General features: G+C 72.9%; 17 protein-coding genes. 5 read left to right on the top strand and 12 right to left on the bottom strand.

The features are described 5' to 3' along the window. The first annotated feature begins 50 nt into the window (after nucleotides 1-50). Nucleotides 51-1,856, top strand: coding sequence for a glycoside hydrolase family 15 protein (locus J7F03_RS08085; protein ID WP_214947972.1), 1,806 nt, complete (start codon nucleotides 51-53; stop codon nucleotides 1,854-1,856). Between the two features lie 204 nt (nucleotides 1,857-2,060). After that, a complete protein-coding gene (locus J7F03_RS08080) occupies nucleotides 2,061-3,443 on the top strand; it encodes an FAD-binding oxidoreductase (RefSeq protein WP_214947971.1) in 1,383 nt (460 codons plus the stop codon). 32 nt (nucleotides 3,444-3,475) lie between these two features. Here J7F03_RS08080 and J7F03_RS08075 read toward each other — a convergent pair whose 3' ends face one another. Then, nucleotides 3,476-5,116, bottom strand: a complete 1,641-nt coding sequence (locus J7F03_RS08075; RefSeq protein WP_214947970.1) for an NAD(P)/FAD-dependent oxidoreductase — start codon at nucleotides 5,114-5,116, stop codon at nucleotides 3,476-3,478. Nucleotides 5,117-5,131: 15 nt separating this feature from the next. Beyond that, complete coding sequence (locus J7F03_RS08070; RefSeq protein WP_251071619.1) at nucleotides 5,132-6,565, bottom strand: APC family permease; 1,434 nt, start codon at nucleotides 6,563-6,565, stop codon at nucleotides 5,132-5,134. A 304-nt stretch (nucleotides 6,566-6,869) separates the two neighbouring features. Here J7F03_RS08070 and J7F03_RS08065 point away from each other — a divergent pair, with 304 nt between their 5' ends. Next, a complete protein-coding gene (locus J7F03_RS08065; RefSeq protein ID WP_214947969.1) occupies nucleotides 6,870-8,489 on the top strand; it encodes a PucR family transcriptional regulator in 1,620 nt (539 codons plus the stop codon). A gap of 135 nt (nucleotides 8,490-8,624) precedes the next feature. On the opposite strand, the gene J7F03_RS08060 is transcribed toward J7F03_RS08065, so the two are convergent. From J7F03_RS08060 to J7F03_RS40900, 5 genes are all read right to left on the bottom strand, one after another. Next, nucleotides 8,625-9,698, bottom strand: coding sequence for a glycosyltransferase family 4 protein (locus J7F03_RS08060; protein WP_308379220.1), 1,074 nt, complete (start codon nucleotides 9,696-9,698; stop codon nucleotides 8,625-8,627). 154 nt (nucleotides 9,699-9,852) lie between these two features. Continuing rightward, a complete protein-coding gene (gene recN, locus J7F03_RS08055; RefSeq protein ID WP_214948308.1) occupies nucleotides 9,853-11,580 on the bottom strand; it encodes a DNA repair protein RecN in 1,728 nt (575 codons plus the stop codon). A gap of 221 nt (nucleotides 11,581-11,801) precedes the next feature. Further along, a complete protein-coding gene (locus J7F03_RS08050) occupies nucleotides 11,802-12,773 on the bottom strand; it encodes an NAD kinase (RefSeq protein ID WP_308379218.1) in 972 nt (323 codons plus the stop codon). Next, nucleotides 12,770-13,585: a TlyA family RNA methyltransferase gene (locus J7F03_RS08045; protein ID WP_214947968.1), complete on the bottom strand. Its 816-nt coding sequence runs from the start codon at nucleotides 13,583-13,585 to the stop codon at nucleotides 12,770-12,772. Before J7F03_RS08045 ends, J7F03_RS08050 begins: the two co-directional genes overlap by 4 nt. Nucleotides 13,586-13,592: 7 nt before the next feature. After that, nucleotides 13,593-13,913, bottom strand: coding sequence for a hypothetical protein (locus tag J7F03_RS40900; RefSeq protein ID WP_251071595.1), 321 nt, complete (start codon nucleotides 13,911-13,913; stop codon nucleotides 13,593-13,595). Nucleotides 13,914-13,977: 64 nt separating this feature from the next. On the opposite strand from J7F03_RS40900, the gene J7F03_RS08035 reads away from it, so the two are divergent. Beyond that, nucleotides 13,978-14,325 carry an SCP2 sterol-binding domain-containing protein gene (locus J7F03_RS08035; protein WP_214947967.1) on the top strand — a complete coding sequence of 116 codons (348 nt, stop codon included), beginning with the start codon at nucleotides 13,978-13,980 and terminating at the stop codon, nucleotides 14,323-14,325. 109 nt (nucleotides 14,326-14,434) lie between these two features. Here the strand turns inward: J7F03_RS08035 and J7F03_RS08030 are convergent, their stop codons facing one another. From J7F03_RS08030 to J7F03_RS08015, 4 genes are all read right to left on the bottom strand, one after another. Beyond that, nucleotides 14,435-15,271 (bottom strand): ABC transporter ATP-binding protein, encoded by an 837-nt coding sequence (locus J7F03_RS08030; RefSeq protein ID WP_251071594.1) that lies wholly within the window; start codon nucleotides 15,269-15,271, stop codon nucleotides 14,435-14,437. Continuing rightward, nucleotides 15,268-16,344, bottom strand: coding sequence for a FecCD family ABC transporter permease (locus J7F03_RS08025; RefSeq protein ID WP_374104285.1), 1,077 nt, complete (start codon nucleotides 16,342-16,344; stop codon nucleotides 15,268-15,270). The genes J7F03_RS08030 and J7F03_RS08025 overlap by 4 nt, the downstream gene beginning before the upstream one ends. Further along, the gene (locus J7F03_RS08020; RefSeq protein ID WP_251071616.1) at nucleotides 16,341-17,384 is read right to left on the bottom strand and encodes an iron chelate uptake ABC transporter family permease subunit; all 1,044 of its coding nucleotides are present in this window, start codon (nucleotides 17,382-17,384) and stop codon (nucleotides 16,341-16,343) included. Before J7F03_RS08020 ends, J7F03_RS08025 begins: the two co-directional genes overlap by 4 nt. A gap of 85 nt (nucleotides 17,385-17,469) precedes the next feature. Then, complete coding sequence (locus tag J7F03_RS08015; protein ID WP_214947965.1) at nucleotides 17,470-18,564, bottom strand: HAD-IIA family hydrolase; 1,095 nt, start codon at nucleotides 18,562-18,564, stop codon at nucleotides 17,470-17,472. Nucleotides 18,565-18,679: 115 nt separating this feature from the next. Between J7F03_RS08015 and J7F03_RS08010 the strand changes: the two genes are divergently transcribed. Beyond that, nucleotides 18,680-19,951, top strand: a complete 1,272-nt coding sequence (locus J7F03_RS08010) for a DUF1015 family protein (protein ID WP_214947964.1) — start codon at nucleotides 18,680-18,682, stop codon at nucleotides 19,949-19,951. A 53-nt stretch (nucleotides 19,952-20,004) separates the two neighbouring features. On the opposite strand, the gene J7F03_RS08005 is transcribed toward J7F03_RS08010, so the two are convergent. Next, a complete protein-coding gene (locus J7F03_RS08005) occupies nucleotides 20,005-20,871 on the bottom strand; it encodes a tetratricopeptide repeat protein (protein ID WP_214948303.1) in 867 nt (288 codons plus the stop codon). Nucleotides 20,872-21,205 lie beyond the last annotated feature (334 nt).

Here is a 21,205-nt window from a genome sequence, read left to right as displayed (position 1 = left end):
ATGCAAGCGCCCCTCGGGGCGGACGTGGCCGTTCGGACTGGAGATGCAACGTGTCAGGGCGCATCGAGGATTACGCACTGATCGGGGACATGCAGACGGCGGCGTTGGTCTGCCGGGACGGGGCTGTGGACTGGTTGTGTCTGCCCCGTTTCGACTCCCATGCCGTGTTCGCGAGCATCCTCGGTACCGAAGATCACGGTTTCTGGCGGGTCGGCCCGGCGTTCCCGGCGGGCACGGAAGCCCCCCGCGCCACCCGGCGCCGCTACCGCGGTGACTCGCTGGTGCTGGAGTCGGAATGGGAGACCCCGCGCGGCACGGTCCGTGTGATCGATTTCATGCCTCCCCGCGAGGACCACGCACCGCAGCTCATCCGCATCGTGGAGGGGGTCAGCGGTCGCGTCCGCATGCGCTCGGCCCTGCGCATGCGCTTCAGCTACGGGCGCGTCGTGCCCTGGGTCCACAAGGTCGACGGCCGCACGGTGGCCGTCGCGGGCCCCGACTCGGTCTGGCTGGACACCGAGGCCCAGACGTACGGCAAGGACCTGACGACGTACTCGGACTTCACCGTCGGGCCCGGCGACCGGATGACCTTCAGCATCAGCTGGCAGCCCTCGCACCGGGGTGCTCCGGAGACTCCCGACGCCGAGGCCGCGCTGGCCTCCACCACCGAGTTCTGGCGCGACTGGGTCGAGCAGTGCACGTACCACGGGCCCTACCGGGAGGCGGTGATCCGCTCGCTGATCACCCTCAAGGCGCTGACGTACGCCCCCACGGGCGGGATCGTCGCCGCGCCGACCACCTCCCTCCCGGAGGAGATCGGCGGCGTCCGCAACTGGGACTACCGCTACACGTGGCTGCGCGACGCCGCCATCACCCTCTCCTCGCTGCTGCGCACCGGCTACCGCGACGAGGCCTCCGCCTGGCGGGACTGGCTGCTGCGCGCGGTCGCCGGCGACCCGGAGAACCTGCAGATCATGTACGGGATCGCGGGCGAGCGGGAGCTCGGCGAAACCGAGCTGGACTGGCTCCCCGGGTACGAGAACTCGCGCCCGGTCCGGGTCGGCAACGGCGCCGCCGGCCAACTGCAGCTCGACGTGTACGGCGAGGTCACCGAGGCCCTGCACCTGGGCCACATGACGGGCCTGGCGCGCAACGACTACGCCTCGCTGCTGCAGCTCAAGCTCATCCGCTACCTGGAGACCCACTGGGACCAGCCCGACGAGGGCATCTGGGAGGTGCGCGGCCCGCGCCGGCACTTCGTGCACTCGAAGGTGATGGCGTGGGTGGCCGTGGACCGCACGATCAAGCTGATCGAGAGCGGGGACGCGGACGGTCCGCTGGAGCGGTGGCGCGAGCTGCGCGACGAGATCCACCAGGACGTCTGCGAGAAGGGGTACGACAAGGAGCGCAACACCTTCACGCAGTCGTACGGGTCGAAGGAGTTGGACGCCTCCCTGCTGCTGATCCCGCAGATGGGCTTCCTGCCGCCGGACGACAAGCGGGTGATCGGCACGATCGAGGCGATCCAGCGCGAGCTGTCGACCCAGGACGGCTTCATCCTGCGCTATCCGACGGCGGGCGAGGAGGCGGGGGTGGACGGCCTGGAGGGCGACGAGGGGGCCTTCCTCGCGTGCTCGTTCTGGATGGCCGACGACCTGGCGATGATCGGCCGCGTCGACGAGGCCCGCCGCCTCTTCGAGAAGCTGCTGTCGCTCCGCAACGACCTGGGCCTCCTGGCGGAGGAATGGGATCCGAAGCTCCAGCGGCAGGTCGGCAACTTCCCGCAGGCTTTCAGTCACGTGCCCCTGATCGACACGGCCCTGCGACTGACGGCGAGCGGGGCGTACGGGGGCTGACGGAGTACGCCCGGTGCCGGGGGGCCCGCTCCCCCGGCACCGGCGCCGCCGCACGGCCGTCCGTCCCGCCTCACCGCCGTCCCGCCTCACCGCCGTCACGCCGCGCCGCGCCGACTCACCGCGTTCCCCGTCCCGCCGCGCCCCCTTCCCCGTGCGCGCCTAGGCTGGAGGGGTCCTATGCCCCCGCGCGGAATGGGGTCAGCCATGGCTCCCCTCTCGAAGGCGGGCGCGGCCCTGACCGCGCTCCGCGAAGATCTGGCCGGTGGGGTCCTCACCCCGGAGGATCCCGGGTACGACGAGGCCCGGGCCCTCTACAACGGCATGATCGACCGCAGGCCCGCGGTCATCGCCCAGTGCGAGAGCGTGGCAGACGTGGTCACCGCCGTGCGGTTCGCGAGGGACCTGGACCTGAAGATCGCGGTGCGCGGCGGCGGGCACAGTGTGGCCGGGATGTCCCTCAACGACGGCGGCCTGGTCGTGGACATGCGCCGGATGAACGAGGTGACGGTCCATCCGGCCGCCAAGGCCGCGTACGTCGGGGGCGGGGCCACCATGGGCCACCTGGACCGGGCCTGCGAACCCTACGCGCTGGCCACCACCGGCGGCCGGGTCTCCACCACCGGCGTCGGCGGCTTCGTCCTGGGTGGCGGTTCCGGCTGGCTGGACCGCAAGTTCGGGCTGGCGGTGGACAACCTGCTGGGCGTGGACCTGGTCACCGCGGACGGTGACCAGGTCCACGCGACCGCGGAGGACAACCCCGAGCTGTTCTGGGGGCTTCACGGCGGCGGCGGGAACTTCGGTATCGCCACCTCGCTGACCCTGCGGCTGCACGACCTGCCGGCCATGTCGATCGCGTTCGTGATGTACCTGCCGGAGCACGGGCACGAGGTGGTCCGTACGTACCGGGACGTCATCGCGGTGGCGCCGCGCGAAGCGAGCGGCGCGGCCATGTACCTGACCGGGCCGCCCGAGGAATTCGTCCCGCCGCAACTGGTCGGCCGGCTGCTGGCCGGCGCCCTCCTGACGTACGCGGGCCCCGAGGAGGAGATGCGCAGACTTGTCGAGCCGCTGCTGGCGATCCCGCACGAGGTGGAGATGGTCACGGCCATCCCGTACGCCGGCCTGCAGTCCATGCTCGACGACCCGCCGGGGATGCGGAACTACTGGTCGGCCGAGTACCTGACCGGTGTGCCCGACGAGTTCGTGGACGTCTTCTGCGCGCGCGCCGACTCGATGCCGGTGCCGTCCGGCACCCAGCACGTCGTCTGGCCCCAGGGCGGCGCGATCGCCGACGGGCCGAAGGACTACCCGGTGCCCTTCCGCGACGCGCCCTGGGCGGTGCACCCCTTCGGCGCGTGGGAAAACCCCGCCGACGACGACCGGTGCCGCCAGTGGGTCAAGGACGTCCGCGCCGACGTCCAGCCGTGGAGCACCGGCGCGGTCTACCTCAACTTCACCGGGGACGAGGGCAAGGACCGGGTGGTCGCGGGCCTCGGCGCCGAGAACATCCAGCGGCTGGGCGGGCTGAAGCGACGGTACGACCCGGACAACGTCTTCCGCTTCAACCACAACATCGAGCCCGCGTAGCCGCCCCGTCCCCGGCCCCGGCCCAGCTCAGCTCAGCTCAGGGCGGTGATCACCTCCTTCGCCGCCCGCTCCCCCTCGGTCGCCCCGCCTTCCATGAAGCCCTGGAAGTCGTAGCTGCAGTGCTCGCCGCCGATGTGGATCCGGCCCTGCGCGGTGCCCTCGTACTTGGCGTACTTGTGCAGGTAGCCGGTCGGCCAGTACGAGTACGCGCCGAGCGAGTACGGGTTGCGGTGCCAGGCCGACAGCTGCGCCCGCCCGGTCCAGGCCGCCTTGGTGCCGGGGAAGAAGGCGTCGATCCCGGTGAGCATCCGGCCCGCGAGGGCGCGTACGTAGGGGTCCGAGTCGGTGGCGAAGGGGCTTCCCGGGGTGAGCGAGCCGGCCAGGCCGCCGCCGCCGTACTGGAGCAGGATGCCCGCGTTGCCGGACTGGATCTTGGTGGTGTCCCAGGTCTGCTGGACGTCGGTGTCGGTGAAGCAGTCCCCGGCGGAGACCCCCGGCCAGGGGCCGGTGCCGCGCCAGGGGCGGCTGGTGAACTGCATGTTGAGCTTGGTGCAGTAGCCCATCCGGGCATCGCGCAGGAGGTTCCGCATCAGCGGGTCGAAGCCGGCCCCGCTGATGTCGATCCGCTGGAGGATCGGCAGCGGCAGGCACAGGACGGTGTGGTCGGCGACGACCGTGCGCGTGGCGCCCGCGTCGTTGAAGGTCAGCGTCTGCGTGCCGTCGGCGGACACGCGTACGGCGACCAGCTCGCGGCCCATCACGAGGGAGCCGGCGGGGAGGGCCTGGGCGATGGCGTTCGGCAGCTGATCGTTGCCACCGGTGATGTGGTAGCGCTCGTTGGACAGGCCCCAGACGTTGAAGTTGCCGGGGTTGGTCTGGTAGCCCATCAGCAGGACCAGCGCGAGGGCGGACTGCTGATCGGTGTCGGCCCCGTACTCGACGTTGTACGCGACGTCGATGAAGCGGCCGAGCTGCGAGCCGTGGCCGCCGGGGATCCGGGTCTCGATCCACTCGTGCAGCGTCATGTTGTCGAGGGCGGTGCCTGACGGGGTCGAGGAGTTCCAGGAGACCTCGCCGGCCTCCTGGAGGTCGCGGCGCAGCGCCTGGTAGACGGCCTTGAAGTCCTCGTCGGCCTGGGTGCGCGAGTAGTAGGACCCGTCGAACCAGAGGACCTCCTCCGCGCCGTTCGGGCCGCCGCCGAGGAAGTCCTCGACGGACAGGCCGAAGCGGCGGCACAGCTCCAGGATCTTCTTGTGGCTGGTGTCGATCAGCTCTCCGCCGATCTCGGAGGTCTGCCCGTACGCCCACAGGGAGCGCTGGCTCCACATCCGGCCGCCGACGCGGCTCGGGTTGGCCTCGTAGAGCGTGTAGGCGACACCCGCGTCCTTGAGGGTGAGGGCGGCGGTCAGCCCCGAGATGCCGGCGCCGACGATCGCCACGCGGGCGGGGGTCACGGGCTTCTTGTCGGGGAGGGCGGCCTCCACGGCGTGGGCGCTCGCGGCGGCGCCCGCGGAGGAGGCGAGGGCGGTGCCGAGGCCTAGGGCGGCGGCCCGGCCGAGGAGCTGGCGGCGGGTGGAGCCGCGCACCTCAGCGACGGGCAGGCCGAGCCGGCGGGCGGCGGCGTGTTCGGCGGCGAGCCGGCGCAGCGCGTGCATCAGTGGCGTACGGGCCATGGCGGTGGCTCCTTCTCAGACGTTCGCGATGGAGGCGGCGGGCTCTTCGGTGCGCTCGGCGGCGTCCTCCAGGACGACGCGGCCGATGATCTCGTAGCGCTGGGGGGCCTTGTACTTCAGCCACAGGCCGAGTCCCAGCCCGCCGAAGAACACGGCTCCGACGATCCAGGGGATCAGCGTGAAGAAGAACGAGTCGGCGGCGAGCCCGGCCGCGGTCTTCATGTTGACCAGCAGCAGGACGACCACGGCGGCCATGGCGATCCCGCCGAGCAGCGGTGCCGTGAAGGTGCGGAACCAGTGCCGGTCCTCGGGGTGGTTCTTGCGGAAGTAGCCGATCACCGCGAAGGAGCACAGGGTCTGGACGATGAGGATCGCCATCGTGCCGAGGATCGCGAGCAGCGTGTACAGGTGGATGTACGGGTCCTGCCCGGTCAGCCAGAACAGCGCGACCAGGGCGGTGGCGATGGCCGTCTGCACCAGGGAGGAGACGTACGGGGAACCGTGCTTGGCGTGCGTCCGGCCCAGGCCCGGGTGCAGGAAGCCCTCGCGGCCGATGGCGTACAGGTAGCGGGCGGCGCACTGGTGGAAGGCCATGCCGCAGGCGAAGGAGCCGGTGAGCAGCAGCCACTGGAAGGCGTCGACGGCCCAGGCGCCGATGAAGGTCTCGGTGGGCGCGAAGAACAGGTCGAGCGGGCTCGCGGAGGCGGAGAGCTCCACCGACTCGGCGAGGCCGTTGCCGGCGATGGTCATCCAGGAGACGTAGATGTAGAAGAGGCCGACGCCCACCACGGAGATCAGGGTCGCCTTGGGGATGACCTTCTTCGGGTTCCGGGACTCCTCCCCGTACATGGCGGTGGACTCGAAGCCGACCCAGGACCAGAAGGCGAAGAAGAGGCCGAGCCCGGCGGAGGTGCCGGTGAAGGCGTTCTTCGGGTTGACGGGTTCGACCGGGATGCCGTCCGGGCCGCCGCCCGCTATCAGTACGGCGGTGGCCACGGCGAAGAGGACGGCGATCTCGGCGACGAGCATCACGCCGAGTGCCTTGGCGGTGAAGTTGATGTCGAAGTGCGCGAGGGCGGCGGTGATCGCGAGCATGCCGGCCGCGTAGACGATCCAGGGCAGGTCGACGCCGAGCTGGTCGTGGACGGTGGTCTTGGCGAAGTAGGAGAAGACGCCGACGATCGAGGCCTCGAAGACGATGTAGGCGAGGACCGCGAGCATGCCGGAGGCCATGCCGGCGATCCGGCCGAGGCCGTGCGAGATGTAGCCGTAGAAGGCGCCGGCGGCCGTGATCCGCTTGGCCATGGCCACGTAGCCGACGGCGAAGACGGTGAGGACGACGGTCGCGAAGAGGTAGCCGGCGGGAGCCCCGACGCCGTTGCCGAAGCCGACGGCGATGGGGAGGTTCCCGGTCATGGCGGTGATCGGGGCGGCGGTGGCGACCGCCATGAACACGACGCCGACCAGACCGACCGAATTGGCCTTGAGCCGCTGGACCCCCGGGGCTCCCGAAGCCCCGGAGGTGGTGCCTGCCGTATCCCCGCTCGTGCCTTGGCTGGTATCTGCGCTCATGGCTCCTCGTTCCTGTTCGTGAGGGCGCCACTCTCTCCTCGCGTGACGCACGCCACAATCGGCATGTGGTCCGATAATCGCCTTGCCGGGCCGACGAGTTGTCGGGCCGGATGGGGACACATCGGGCTCCGTAACCGCCCGGTGATGTGCCGGGAACAAGGCGGCCGGTACCGTCCGCGATATGGACAACCAGGGCGGGATCACGGTTCAGCGGGCACTGGAACTGCCGGGGCTGCGCAGCGGACTGCCGGAGGTCGTGGCCTGCGCCGACCGGCTGGGCCGCACCGTGCGCTGGGTGCACGCCGGCGAGGTCCCCAACATCGCGTCCCTGCTCAAGGGCGGCGAGCTGCTGCTGACCACGGGCCTCGGCCTCGGCACCCGGCCCGCCGAGCAGCGCGCCTTCGTACGCCGCCTCGCGGACCGCGGGATCGCCGCACTGGTCGTCGAACTGGGCCCGCGCTTCACCCGGCTCCCGGCGACGCTGGTCGAGACGGCGCGGGCGGTCGGACTCCCCCTCGTCCAGCTGCACCGGGAAGTCCCCTTCGTGACCGTCACGGAGGAGGTCCACACCGAGATCGTCAACCACCACTACGCCCTGCTCCAGCGGGCCGAGGAGATCCACCGGCGCTGCACGGAAGCCCTCCTCGGCGGCGGCGGGATCCCCCAAGTCCTGCACATCCTGGCCGACTTCACCGCGAATCCGGTCTTCCTGGAAACTCCCGACGGACAGCTGCTCTACGCCGCCGGACCGGCCTCGGGCGAGGCCGCCGCGGATCCGCTCCAGGTGTGGGAGGGCCTGCGCGGCCAGAACCCGGCCGACCCGTCCGCCAACGCCGTGGTGATCGACGTACCCGGCGGCGGCCACGGCACGGGGTCGGTCCGGGCCCGGCTGGTCCTGCTGGGCGTGTCGTCCCCGCTGCTGCCCGTGCACGGGATGGCGGCGGAACGGACGGCGGGCGTACTGGCCGTCGTCCTGATGCAGGCCCGCCAGGAGGACGAGCTCGCGGCGCGCGGCCGCGGCGACTTCCTGACCGACCTGGCGGAGGGCCGGATCTCGGCCGAGGACGCCCCCGCCCAGGCCCGCGTCCTGGGCTTCAAACCGGGATCCGGCCCCCTGCTGCCCGTCGTCATGCGGCTGTCCTCGGAGCTGGCCCCGTCGGGGAACTGGGCGGTACTGGCCCGGGCGGTCCTGGAGGAACTCTCCTCGGTCGGCGTCCCCGTCCTCCTCGGGGTCCGCCCGGTGGAGGGCCGGGTGCCCCTGCTGGTCTCCCTGCGCACCGACGCCGAACGCACGACCGTGGCGGACCGGGTGGCGGCGGCGCTACGGGCCGGTGTCGAACGGGCGGGCCTGGATCGGGCGGGGGCTCCGCCGGCGGTGGTCGTCGGCGTCTGCGGCAGCTGGGCGGCGGCCTCGGCGGGCCTGCGCCACGCGGCGGAGACGGCCACGGCGGCGCACGGGCTTCCCGCCCGGCCCTGGTACGACGCGCGGCGCCTGGACATCGACCTGCTGCTGTGGCGGCTACGGGAACACCCCGACCTGGCGGCGTTCGTGGACCGCGCGATCGGGTCCCTGCGGGTGCACGACACCGTCTCCCGGCCACCGCTGCTCCCCACCCTGGAGACGTACCTGGCCCACGCGGGCCGCAAGGCGGAGACGGCCCGTGAGCTCCACCTGAACCGCCAGACCCTGTACAACCGCCTGGCCCGCATCTCGGAGCTCCTGGGCGCGGACCTGGACGACCCGGAAACGGTCCTCTCCCTCAGCCTGGCCCTCCGCGCCCGCCGCCACACCACTTCTTGACGCGTCCGGGCGCAGGCCCGGGGTACGGGGGAAGGGCGGGGAGGGTCGCGCACCGCGCAGCGGCGCACCCCGCGGGTCCGGTCCGGCCGGACCGGGCCGGACCGGCAAGGCCCCACCCCGGCTCCGGCCCGAAGGCTAACGGCGACGCGACGTCAGTTCGTCGTACACCGACAGGACCTGCGCGACCGTGTCGTCCTCCGACGGCCACGTCGCCGCCTGCGCGCGCCCCGCCGAAGCCAGGGCCGCCCGCCGCGCGGGATCCGCCAGCAGCCCCGAGACCGCCGCGGCCAGCGCCCCCGCGTCGCCGTACGGCACCAGCACACCCGCCTCCCCCACCAGCTCGGGGACACCGCCCACCGCCGTCGCCACCAGCGGCACTCCCACCCGCAGAGCCTCCTGCGCCAGCGGGGACCGCGCCTCCCACCGGCTCGGCAGTACTGCCACGTCCGCCGCCGCCAGCAGCCGCGCGGCATCGCGCCGGCGCCCGAGCAGCCGTACGGGCAGGCCCTCCTCGTGGATGCGCCGCGTGAGTTCCGCCCGCATCGGGCCCTCCCCCGCGATCACCAGCAGCGGCATCGGGTCCAGCGTCCGCCACGCCCGCGCCGCGTCCAGCAGTACGGAGTACCCGCGCCGGGGCACCAGGCTCCCGACCGCGATCAGCAACGGCCGCCCCACGACGCCCAGTTCCGCCCGGGTCTTACCCGGGTCCGAAACGGTCGCGGGCCCCGCCGGCCCCTCCGGCACCGCCACCGCCGCCAGCCGCGCGTCCCGGGCCCCGCGCAGCCGGGCCAGGTCGACCTGCGTCGAGGAGGTGCCGAGGACGACGGCCGCCGCCCGGGCCACGTGCCGTTCCAGCAGCAGGCTCAGCCGGCCGGCGCCGGGGCCGGCACCGTGCCAGCTGACGACCAGCGGGACCCGCCGCCCGCGCAGGGCGAGCGCCGCCCGCATGCCGGCCCGTACGCCGTGCGCGTGCACGACGTCGGCCTCGACGCAGGCGGCCCGCAGCGCGCTCACCGCGTCCGGGGTGAACCGCGCTCCGGCGCTGGTGAAGTCGTACTCCCCCTCCGCTTCGACGGGGGCGCACACGGTGACCCGTACGCCCCGCGCGGCGAGCCCGGTGGCCAGTGACCGCACGTGCGCGCCACCGCTCGCGCCCGCGAGTACCTGGACGGTGCGAAGGACGGGGACGGATACCGGGGAGCTGCTCACGGGCCGAAGCTCCAGGGTGAGGGAGGCAGAGACGTCGCCCAGAATGCCAGTCCGCACGCGCGTTCCGGGACCATACGGGTGCGGATCCCGTAGGAGATACGCTCCGCACCCCCGATCCTCACCCACACGGGCTAGCGGGGCATCAGCCTGACGACTACGCCGAGCCCTGCGCGGCCGCGAGCAGTTCCTCCGCGTGCGCCCGCGCCGACAGCGAGTCCTCGTGGCCGGCCAGCATCCGCGACAGCTCGCGGATCCGGTCCTCGCCCTCCAGGACGGTGACGCCGCTCCGCGTCACGGAACCGTCGTTGGTCTTCTCGACCAGCAGCTGCCGGTCCGCGAAGGCCGCCACCTGCGGCAGGTGGGTGACGACCACCACCTGCGCCGACTTGGCCAGTTTCGCGAGCCGCCGCCCGACCTCGATGGCGGCCTTGCCGCCGACGCCGGCGTCGACCTCGTCGAAGAGGTACGTGGGCACCGGGTCGGAGCCCGCGAAGACGACCTCGACGGCCAGCATCACCCGGGACAGCTCACCGCCCGACGCGCCCTTGGCGATCGGCCGGGGCTGGGCCCCGGGGTGCGGGGCGAGCAGCAGTTCGACCTCGTCGGTGCCCGAGGGCCCATACGCGACGAGCCGCCCTCCGACCTCGACCCCGTCGGGGTCCTCGGTCTGGCGGATGTCGATGGTGACCCGCGCGTGCGGCATCGCCAGCGAGGCCAGCTCCTCGGTGACCGCCGACGCGAAGCGGGTCGCCGCCTCGCCCCGCGCGTCGGTCAACGCCTGGGCCAGCGCGGAGAGTTCCGTCCGCAGCCCGTCGCGTTCCGCGGTCAGCTCGTCGATCCGCTCGTCGTCGCCGTCCAGCTCCAGCAGCCGTACGGAGCCCCGCTCGGCCCACTCCAGTACGGAGTCGACCGTGTTGTCCGCGGAGCCGTACTTGCGCGTCAGCTGGGTCAGCGCCGCCCGCCGCTCCTCGACGGCCGCCAGCCGCAGCGGGTCGGCGTCCAGGTCGTCGGCGTATCCGGCCAGCTCCCCGGCCACGTCCCCGAGCAGGATGCCCAGCTCCCCGATCCGCTCGGCGAGCGCGCCGAGCGCCGGGTCGTGGGAGCGTACGGATTCCAGCGCGCGGTGCGCCCCGGCGACGAGCGCGCCCGCGTCGACGCCCTCGGGGTCCTCCACGTTGCCGGCGAGGGCCGCGTGCGCGACCTGCGCGGCCGAGGCCAGGGATTCGGCATGGCCGAGGCGTTCGGCCTCCGCCGCCAGCTCGACGTCCTCACCGGCGACCGGCTCCACGGCGGCGATCTCGTCGAGCCCGAAGCGCAGCAGATCGGCCTCCTGGGCGCGTTCCCGGGCCCGGGTGGTGATCTCCTCCAGCTCCGCGGAGACCGCGCGCAGCCGCCGGTGGGCGGCGGCGTACTTCTCCAGCGGGACGGCGACCGCGTCGCCCGCGTACCGGTCGAGGGCCTGGCGCTGCCGGGCAGGCCGGAGCAGGCCCTGCTGGTCGGTCTGGCCGTGGACGGCGACGAGGTCCTCGGCGAGTTCGGCGAGGAGTCCGACGGGTACGGAGCGGCCGCCTACGTGGGCGCGCGAGCGGCCCTCGGCGGAGACGGTCCGGCTGATCAGCAGGGCGCCGTCGTCGAGCTCGGCGCCGGCTTCCTCGGCGCGCAGCGCGGCGGGGGCGTCCGGGCGCATGACGATGCGGCCTTCGACGACCGCCGCTTTGGCCCCGATCCGTACCAGCGCCGGGTCGGCGCGCCCGCCGAGCAGCAGCCCGAGGCTGGTGACGACCATCGTCTTGCCCGCGCCGGTCTCGCCGGTCACCGCGGTGAAACCGGGCGACAGCTCGACCACCGCGTCGTCGATGACCCCGAGCGACCGTATCCGCATCTCCTCAAGCACGGGACGACGATACCGAGGTTTCACGGGTGCCATGTGACGTCACCCGCCCAGAGCCAGTCGAACAATCATGCTATTTACGTACACCCGAGGTACGGAACCCGTGTGCCCACAGGTGCGACGACCCGCGCGAACCCGCGACGACCCGCGACAATCCGCGGCGACCGGCTCGACGACCGGCACGACGACCGGCCCCGCAGCCGCCACACCGGCTAGTGCGGCGCCCCGCGCCACCCGGACACCGGCAGCGCGAACTTGGCGACGAGCCGGTCCGTGAACGACGCGTGGTGCAGCCGCGCGAGCCGCACCGGCACCGTCCCGCGCCGGACCTCCACCCGCGCCCCGGCCGGCAGTTCCAAGGTCCGCCGCCCGTCGCACCACAGCACCCCGTGCGGGGTCCCGGTCTGCACCTCCACGGCCAGCACCGAGTCCGGCGAGGTCACCAGCGGCTTCGCGAACAGCGCGTGCGCGCTGATCGGCACCATCAGCAGCGCCTCCACCTCCGGCCAGACCACCGGCCCGCCGGCCGAGAAGGCGTACGCCGTCGAGCCCGTCGGCGTCGCGCAGACGATCCCGTCACAGCCGAAGCCGGAGACCGGGCGCCCGTCGATCTCCAGGACCACCTCCAGCATCCGCTCCGGGGACACCTTCTGGACGGCCGCCTCGTTCAGCGCCCAGTCCCGGTGCACCACGTCCCCGTTGGTCCGCACGACCACGTCGAGGGTCATCCGCTCCTCGACCTCGTAGTCCCGCGTCACGACCCGGTCCACGACCTTGTCCAGGTCGTCCCGCTCGGCCTCCGCGAGGAACCCCACCCGGCCCAGGTTGACGCCGAGCATCGGCACCCCCGAGCCCCGCGCGAACTCCGCGCCGCGCAGCAGGGTCCCGTCACCGCCCAGCACGATCAGCAACTCGCACCCGTCGAGCACGGCCGGCGTGCACTCGGCCACGAGCTCCACCTCGGGCGGCAGCGGCAGGTCCACCGCCTCTTGCCGCAGCACCCGTACGCCCAGTCCGCTGCGCAGCAGACCCTGTACGACCAGCTCGGCGCTGCGGATGGCCGCCGGCCGTCCGGTGTGCGCGAGCAGGAAGACGGTCCGGACCCCTGACGGTCCCGACTGCTCCGGGTCCTGCGACTGTGCTGGTTCCCCCGACTGTGCTGAATCCCTCGAAAGCCTGGTCACTGCGGCCCCTCCGCCACTGCACGGTCAACATCCGCCGGGTCGAGTGCCGGTGCCCCCGCCCGCAGCCACAGAAAATACTCGACGTTGCCCGAGGGGCCGGGGAGCGGGCTCGCGGTCACCCCGACCACGCCCAGGCCGAGCTTCCAGGCCTGCGCCGCGACGTCCCGTACGGCCTCGGCCCGCAGCTCCGTACTGCGCACCACGCCGCCGCTGCCGAGGCGGTCCTTGCCCACCTCGAACTGCGGCTTGACCATCAGCACCAGGTCCGCGCCCGGCGCGCAGCAGCGTACGAGCGCCGGCAGCACCAGGCCGATCGAGATGAAGGACAGGTCGCCGACGACCAGGTCGACGGGGACCCCGTCGAGCTGCTCGACGGTCAGCTCGCGCACGTTCGTACGGTCCTTGACGGTGACCCGGTCGTCGCTCTGCAGCGACCAGGCGAGCTGCCCGTAACCGACGTCGACGGCCATCACGTGGGCGACGCCCGCGCGCAGGAGCACGTCCGTGAAACCGCCGGTCGACGCGCCCGCGTCCAGCGCCCGGCGGCCCTCGACGAGCAGCCCCCGCGGCTGGAAGGCCGCCAGCGCGCCCGCCAGCTTGTGGCCGCCCCGTGAGACGTAGTCGGGGTCGCTGTCGTCCTTGAGGACGACGAGGGCCGCACTGGTCTCGACCTGGGTGGCCGCCTTCGTCGCCGTATTGCCGCCCACCGTGACCCGGCCGGCGGCGATCAGCTGCGCGGCGTGCTCGCGCGAGCGGGCCATGCTGCGGCGTACCAGTTCGGCGTCCAGGCGGCGGCGTGCCACTCCTGCCACGTTCGGTTCAGCTCCTGTTTTCGTCACGACGGGGGCAGGTGGGCGCGTCCAGCGCGGTCAGCGCGGAGCGCAGCCCCCTGTGCACATCCTCGTACACCTCGACGTGTCCGTGCGCCGGGAGGTGGTCCGCGTCCGCCAGCCGCTCCAGCCCGGCGTCCACCTCGGCGTGCCCGGTGGGGGTGCGTACGACGCCCAGCGCGGCCGGCCCGGCGGACTCGGCGGCTGCGTCCGGGACCTCGGTGCGGGCGGCCGTCCCGGCGGACTCGGAGGCTTCGGCGGCGGCCCGCGCGGGCGGGTCCTGTGGCGCGTCGGGCACTTCGTCGGTCATGCCCCGACGCTACCCCGTAGCGCGCCGCGACCACGCACGGCTCTGCGGTACGGTCGTGATCACGATGGCTACGACCGAGGAGTGCCGTGCGGCACTCGACCGACTCTCCGACAATCTGGCGCGCGCCGAAGGCGACATGCGCGGTGCGACCGCGCTCGACCGCTCGCTGAGCTGCCACATCACCGACCTGGACCGGACGTTCACGGGCCGCCTCGACACAGGCCGGATCCGGGTGGACGTGGTGGTCCCCGGGCCACCGCCCGCCAAGGCCGAGATCCGGCTCGCCTTGACCGGCGACGACCTGGTCTCGCTGGTGGCGGGCGAGCTGAAGTTCGCCAAGGCCTGGGCCTCCGGCCGGATCCGCCTCGAGGCCGGCTTCCGCGACCTCCTACGGCTCAAGAGCCTGCTGTAGGAAGAACGGCCCCGCGGAGCGGATCCAACCCCGCCGGGCACCTCCGGCCCCGCCCGCGTTCGAGGCGCGGGGTCCGGGGCGGAGCCCCGGCGAACAGCTCCGCCCCCCGCTACTCGGCGCGAGCCGCCGCACGGGCACGGCCCACCCGCGCGGCGGGGATCACCAGCGGGGTACCCGTCTCCGGGTCGTCGATGATCTGGCAGCGCAGCCCGAACACCCGCTCCACCAGCTCCGCCGTGACCACCTCTGCCGGCGGCCCCTCGGCGACGACCTTCCCGCCCCGCATCGCGATCAGGTGCGTGGCGTAGCGGGCGGCGTGGTTCAGATCGTGCAGCACGGCCACCAGCGTCCGTCCCTGGTTCTCGTGCAGCTCCGCGCACAGGTCCAGGACGTCGATCTGGTGCTGGATGTCGAGGTACGTGGTCGGCTCGTCCAGCAGCAGCAACGGCGTCTGCTGGGCCAGGGCCATCGCGATCCACACGCGCTGGCGCTGCCCGCCCGACAACTCGTCCACGGCCCGGTCGGCGAGCTCGCCGACTCCGGTGGAGGCCATCGACTCGCTCACGATCCGCTCGTCCTCCCCCGACCACTGCCGCAGCATCCCCTGGTGCGGGTAGCGGCCGCGCGAGACGAGGTCGGCGACCGTGATCCCGTCGGGCGCGATGGAGGACTGCGGCAGCAGGCCCAGCGTCTTGGCGACCTTCTTGGCCGGCATCGACCCGATGGCCTGCCCGTCCAGCAGCACCCGCCCCTGCGAGGGCTTCAGCATCCGCGACAGGGCGCGCAGCAGGGTGGACTTGCCGCAGGCGTTGGGGCCGACGATCACGGTGAAGGAGTTGTCCGGGATCTCCACCGACAGGTTCTCGGCGATGACCCGCTGGTCGTAGCCGAGGGTCACGTTCTGCGCGGTCAGCCGCTGCACTTGCCTGCTCCTCTGGTTGCTCATATACGTCCCGCCTTGCGCTCGGTGACGAGCAGCCAGAGCAGGTAGACGCCGCCGACCAGGCCCGTCACCACGCCCACCGGCAGCTGGTCGGCGCCGAAGGCCCGCTGCGAGGCCCAGTCGGACACCAGCAGCAGTACGGCGCCCATCAGCGCGGCGGTCAGCAGGCCGGCCCCGGGCGACCGGGTCAGCCGGCGTGCCAGCTGCGGCGCGGCGAGCGCGACGAAGCTGATCGGCCCGGCCGCGGCGCTCGCCGCGGTGGTCAGCAGGATCGCCGCCACCATCAGGAGCAGCCGGGTCCGCTCCACCCGCACCCCGAGGGCGTACGCCGCGTCGTCACCCATCTCGATCATCCGCAGGGCCCGGCTCTGGCCGAGGGCCAGCGGGAAGAGCACCGCGCAGACGCCGAGCAGCGGCCAGACCTGCGCCCAGTCCCGGCCGGCCAGCGAGCCGGTCAGCCAGACCATCGCGCGGGTGGCCTCGACCAGCTGCGCCTTCGTCAGCAGGTACTGGATGACGGCGATCAGCATCGCGGAGGCGCCGATGCCGACGAGCACCAGGCGGTACCCGTGGATGCCCTGCTTGTAGGCGAGCAGGTAGACGGCGAGGCCGGCCACCAGACCGCCCAGCAGGGCCCCGACGGCCACTTGGCCTGCGCCGCCGTTGAACAGGATGATGACGACCAGCGCGCCGACCGCCGAGCCGTAGCCGAAGCCCAGCAGGTCCGGGGAGCCGAGCGGGTTGCGCGAGACGGACTGGAAGACGGCGCCGGCCATGCCGAGGGCCGCGCCGACGAGCAGGGCGACCAGGACCCTGGGCAGCCGCAGGTCGTTGATGATGAAGTCGTGCGCGGGCGTGCCGTTGCCCAGCAGGGTCTGTACGACGTCCCACGGCGCGATGTCGAAGTCGCCGGTGCCGATGAGCAGGACGGCCAGCGCCAGCGCGAGCACCAGCAGGAGCACCCCCACGCCCAGCGCCCGCCGCTCCACCCGCAGCGATATCCCGCCGGGCAGGTGCACCGGCCGGGGCCCGGCCCGGCCGGGGCGTGCCTTGCCGGGTGCGTCGGTCACTGTCACAGCTGGGCCATCCTCTTGCGCCGGACGAGGTAGATGAAGACGGGTCCGCCGATGAGGGCGGTGACGATGCCGACCTGGAGTTCGGCGGGCCGGGTGACGACCCGGCCGATGACGTCGGCGCCGAGCAGCAGCACGGGCGAGAGCACCGCCGAGTACGCGAGCACCCAGCGCATGTCCGGACCGGTGAAGACCCGTACGAGGTGCGGGATCATCAGGCCGACGAAGACGATCGGCCCGCAGGCGGCGGTCGCGGCCCCGCACAGCAGGGTGATGGCGATCATCGCGCCGACCCGGGTCCGCGTCAGGTTCGCGCCGAGCGCCCGCGCGGTGTCGTCGCCCATGGCCATGGCGTTGAGCGGCCGGCCCAGCGTGAGCGCGAGCACGGCGCCGACGAGCAGGAAGGGCGCCACCTGCTTGACCGTCTCCATGTTGGCGGAGGCCAGCGAACCCACCGTCCAGAAGCGGAGCTTGTCCAGCGCCTTGCTGTCCATCAGCTGCACGGCGTTGATGTAGCCGAGCAGGGCCGCGCTGGCCGCCGTACCGGCGAGCGCGAGGCGCACGGGCGTGGCGCTGCGGCTGCCGCCGAGGACGTACACGACGACCGAGACGACGGCGGCGCCGAGGAAGGCCCACCACACGAACTCGCTCAGCGAGTCGGCGCCGAGGAAGCTGATGGCCGATACGACGGCGGCCGCGGCGCCGGCGTTGACGCCGAGGATGCCGGGCTCCGCCAGCGGGTTGCGGGTCAGCGCCTGCATCACGGCGCCGGACAGGCCGAGGCCGAGGCCGACGAGCAGTCCGAGGAGGGTGCGCGGGACCCGCAGGTCGCGCACGACGACGTCGGAGGTCGTCCCCGAGTAGTGGAACAGGCCGTGCCAGACCTCTTCGATCGGCATCTGCTTGGCGCCGACCGCAATGCTCGCCACCGCGATCAGCGCCAGCACGCCGAAGGCGGCCAGCAGACCGGCGGCTCGCGCGCCGTGGCGCGAGCGGGTGGCGGCGGCCGGCGCCGCGCTCTGTTCGGGGGGACTCTCGACCAACACGAAAGTTAGGTTAGCCTACCCTCTACCCGCCGGATTCCCGCGAACGGCCCGTACCGCCCCGCCGAAGGCCCGGGCCCGCCGGCTACAGACCCAGCTCGTCAAGGGCCTTGCTCGCGTCCAGCGTGCAAGAGCCGTCCCCGGCGTGCGTCCACGCCGCCGCGCACAGCGCCCGCAGCCCGTCGAGCGGATCCCCGGCCGGCCCGTCCACGGCCTTCCCCTCCGGCGTGACGGTGAGCACCCGCGTCAGTTCCAACCGTCCGTCGAGGACCGCAGCGGTCCAGCGCCCGCAGCGGAAGCCCCCGTCGGCGCCGTCGGTCCCCTCGCCGGCCGCCACCACCTCCGGCTGCCCGGTCAGCATCCCCCGCAGGTCCCGGTCCACGTACGTCGGCCGGTACTTCGGCTCGGCCCGCAGCAACTGCGCCCCGTCGGTCACCCCGGTCAGCACGAGCAGCGAGTCCACCTCCCCGTTGAAGGCGCCCTCGATGTCGGTGTCCAGCCGGTCCCCGACCACCAGCGGCCGCTTCGCCCCGGTCCGCAGCACGGTCTCGCGGTGCATCGGGGGCAGCGGCTTGCCCGCCACCTGCGGCTCCGCGCCCGTGGCGATCCGTACGACCTCCACCGCCGCCCCGTTGCCCGGCGCGATCCCCCGTGCCCCCGGAATCGTCAGATCGGTGTTCGAGGCGTACCACGGCACCCCGCGGTTGATCGCGTACGAGGCCTCCGCGAACCGCCCCCACGGCAGGTCGGGCCCCCCGTACCCCTGGACGACCGCCGCGAGGCCCTCCTCCTCGGCGGAGTCCACCGGCACCAGCCCGCGCTCGCGCAGCGCGACCCGCAGCCCCTCGCCGCCGATCACCAGCACCTTCGACCCCGGCTCCACCTGTTCGGCGATGAGGCGGGCCACCGCCTGCGCGGAGGTGATCACCTCGCCCGCCTCCGTCGGGATCCCGAGCTCGCTCAGATGCTCCGCGACCGCGTCCGGAGTGCGCAGCGCGTTGTTCGTGACGTACGCGAGTCGCATCCCGTCGGCCCGGGCCGCGGCGAGCGAGTCCACGGCGTGCGCGATGGCCTCCCCGCCCGCGTACACCACCCCGTCGAGGTCCAGCAGGGCCGTGTCGTACGCCTGGTGCAGACTGCGCTCACTGCCCGCGGGACTGGTCCTGCTCTGCCGGGTCATGGTGTCCGCTCCTCCTGGGGGCCCCTCCCAGCGGTAGCTGGGGGAGATCGATCTTGTCCGGTTTCCGTACTCCCCCGATCATCCCGCATGGCGAGACGCGTCTTACGATGCACCAATGACCACATCTGGCACCGCGGACCATGGACTGCGCCTGATCCCGTTCCATGGCCTGCGCTATGTCCCCGAGCGTGTCGGCAGCCTGGCCGCCGTCACCTCGCCGCCGTACGACGTGGTCGTGCGCCCCGACGGACTCAACCACCTGGAGTCCGCCGACCCGCACAACATCGTCCGCCTGATCCTTCCGCAGGCCGACACCCCCGACGCGCGCAACCGGCAGGCGGCGCACACCCTGCGCGACTGGCTCGCCGACGGCATCCTCAGCGCCGACCCCGAGCCCGCGCTCTACGTCTACGAGCAGTGCAAGGGCGGCCTGCTCCAGCGCGGCATCATCGGCGCCCTCGCCCTCTCCACCGCCGACGCCGGCATCGTCCTCCCCCACGAGGACGTCATGCCCCACGTGGTCACCGACCGCGCCGGCCTGATGCGAGCCACTTCGGCCAATCTCGAGCCGCTCCTCCTCACCTACCTCGGCGACGACCCCGCGGCCGGCGCCACGGCCGTCGTCGAGCGCACGTCCCGGAGCGCTCCACTCTTCGCCACCACCACCGAGGACGGGTTCCGGCACCGGCTGTGGGCCGTCACGGACCCCGCCGACCTGGCGGCGATCACCGCCGACCTGGGCCACCGCCAGGCCCTGATCGCCGACGGACACCACCGCTGGGCGACGTACCTGCGCCTCCAGGAGGAGCACGGCTCCCCCACCGCGTGGGACTTCGGCCTGGTCCTCCTCGTGGACACGGCCCGCTATCCGCTCCAGGTGCGCGCCATCCACCGGATGCTCCGCCGCCTGCCGCTCGCCGAGGCCCTGGCCGCCCTCGACGGCCACTTCCGGGTCCGAGCGGTCGACGGCCCGCTGCCACTGGCCATGGAGGCCCTGGACGACGCCGCCGAGCGCGGCAACGCCTTCCTCCTCGCCGGCGATGGCACGTTCCACCTGGTCACCGACCCCGACCCGGCCCTCATCGACCGCACGGTCCGCCACGACCGACCGGAGGCCTGGCGCCGGCTGGACGCCACCGTGCTCCACGCGACGCTGCTGGACACCCTCTGGGACATCCCCGACACCGCGGACCAGATCACGTACATCCACGACACCGAGGCCACCGTCGAGATGGCCGAGCGCAACGGCGGCACGGCGGTCCTGCTGCATCCCGTACGGGAGGCCATCGTCCGGGAGCTGGCCCGCCAGGGCGTGACGATGCCCCGCAAGTCCACCTCCTTCGGCCCGAAGCCGGCCACCGGCCTGGTACTGCGCAGCCTGGACTGAGGGACAAAAAAAGGGCGGTACCCCCGGTGGGGTACCGCCCTTTCTCAGTTCACTCAGGCCTTGTCGCGGTCCTGGTCCTCATCGCGGTCGCGGCCGTCCTCGTCCTCGTCCTCGTCCAGGACGACGATCTCGTCGGTGGCGTCGACTTCGGCGTCGCCCTCGTACTCCTCGTCGTCCTCGTCGTAGTACTCGGCCTGGTCGGAGGCACGCTCCGCCGCCATGACCTCGGGGTCGTTCGCGTCGTCGTCCTCATCGAGGTCGTCATCGGCGTCGATGCCGGCGTCGGCCCCGTCCTCGTCGTCGGCGGAGGCGTCGACGAACTCGACACCGTCCAGCTCGGCGAGCCGGTCGGAGGCGTCCGTGGCCCCGTCCTTGTCGGCCTCGAGGGTCTTGGCGAACCACTCGCGCGCCTCGTCCTCACGGCCGGCCGCCAGCAGGGCGTCCGCGTAGGCGTACCGCAGGCGCGCCGTCCACGGCTGCACGGAGCTGGAGGCCAGCTCCGGGCTCTGCAGGGTCACGATGGCGGCGTCGAGCTGGTCCATGTCCCGCCGGGCACCGGCCGCGACGAGTCGCATCTCGACCTGGCCGGCCTTGTCCAGCTTCTGCACCTCGGGCTCGCCGGCCATGGCCAGCGCCCGCTCCGGACGGCCGAGGCCGCGCTCGCAGTCGGCGATGACGGGCCACAGCTCGACCGAACCGGTCATCCGCTTGGCGGCGCGGAACTCCGCGATCGCCTCGGCGTACTTCTGCGTGGCGTACGCGGCGAAGCCGGCGGCCTCGCGCACGGCGGCGACACGGGAGGCCAGACGCAGGGCGATGCGCGAGTACGCGTACGCCTGCTCCGGGTCCTCGTCGATCAGCCGGGCCACCATGACCAGGTTCTTGGAGACTTCCTCCGCCAGACCCTTCGGCAGGCTCAGCAGCTCCTGGCGAACGTCGGAGTCGATCTCGAAGCCGGTGACGTCGTCGTCGATCGGAAGCCGCTTGACCGGATCCCGGTCCGCGCGGAAGTCGCGGTCGCCGCCACGGTCGTCACGGCCGCGGAACCCACCGCGGTCGCCACCCCGGTCGTCACGACGGGGGTACGAGGGGCGGTCGCCACCACGGTCGTCACGGCCACCGCGGAAGCCACCACGCTCGTCATCACGACGCGGGAAGGACGGACGGTCCCCACCACGATCGTCACGGCGCGGGAACGACGGACGGTCCCCACCACGGTCATCACGACCGCCGCGGAAGCCACCACGCTCGTCA

Origin of the sequence: Streptomyces sp. ISL-43, assembly GCF_018614195.1 — a bacterium.
Lineage (GTDB): Bacteria > Actinomycetota > Actinomycetes > Streptomycetales > Streptomycetaceae > Streptomyces.
Note: the sequence above shows the minus strand (reverse complement) of the source record. Positions and strands in the feature narration are given on the sequence as shown.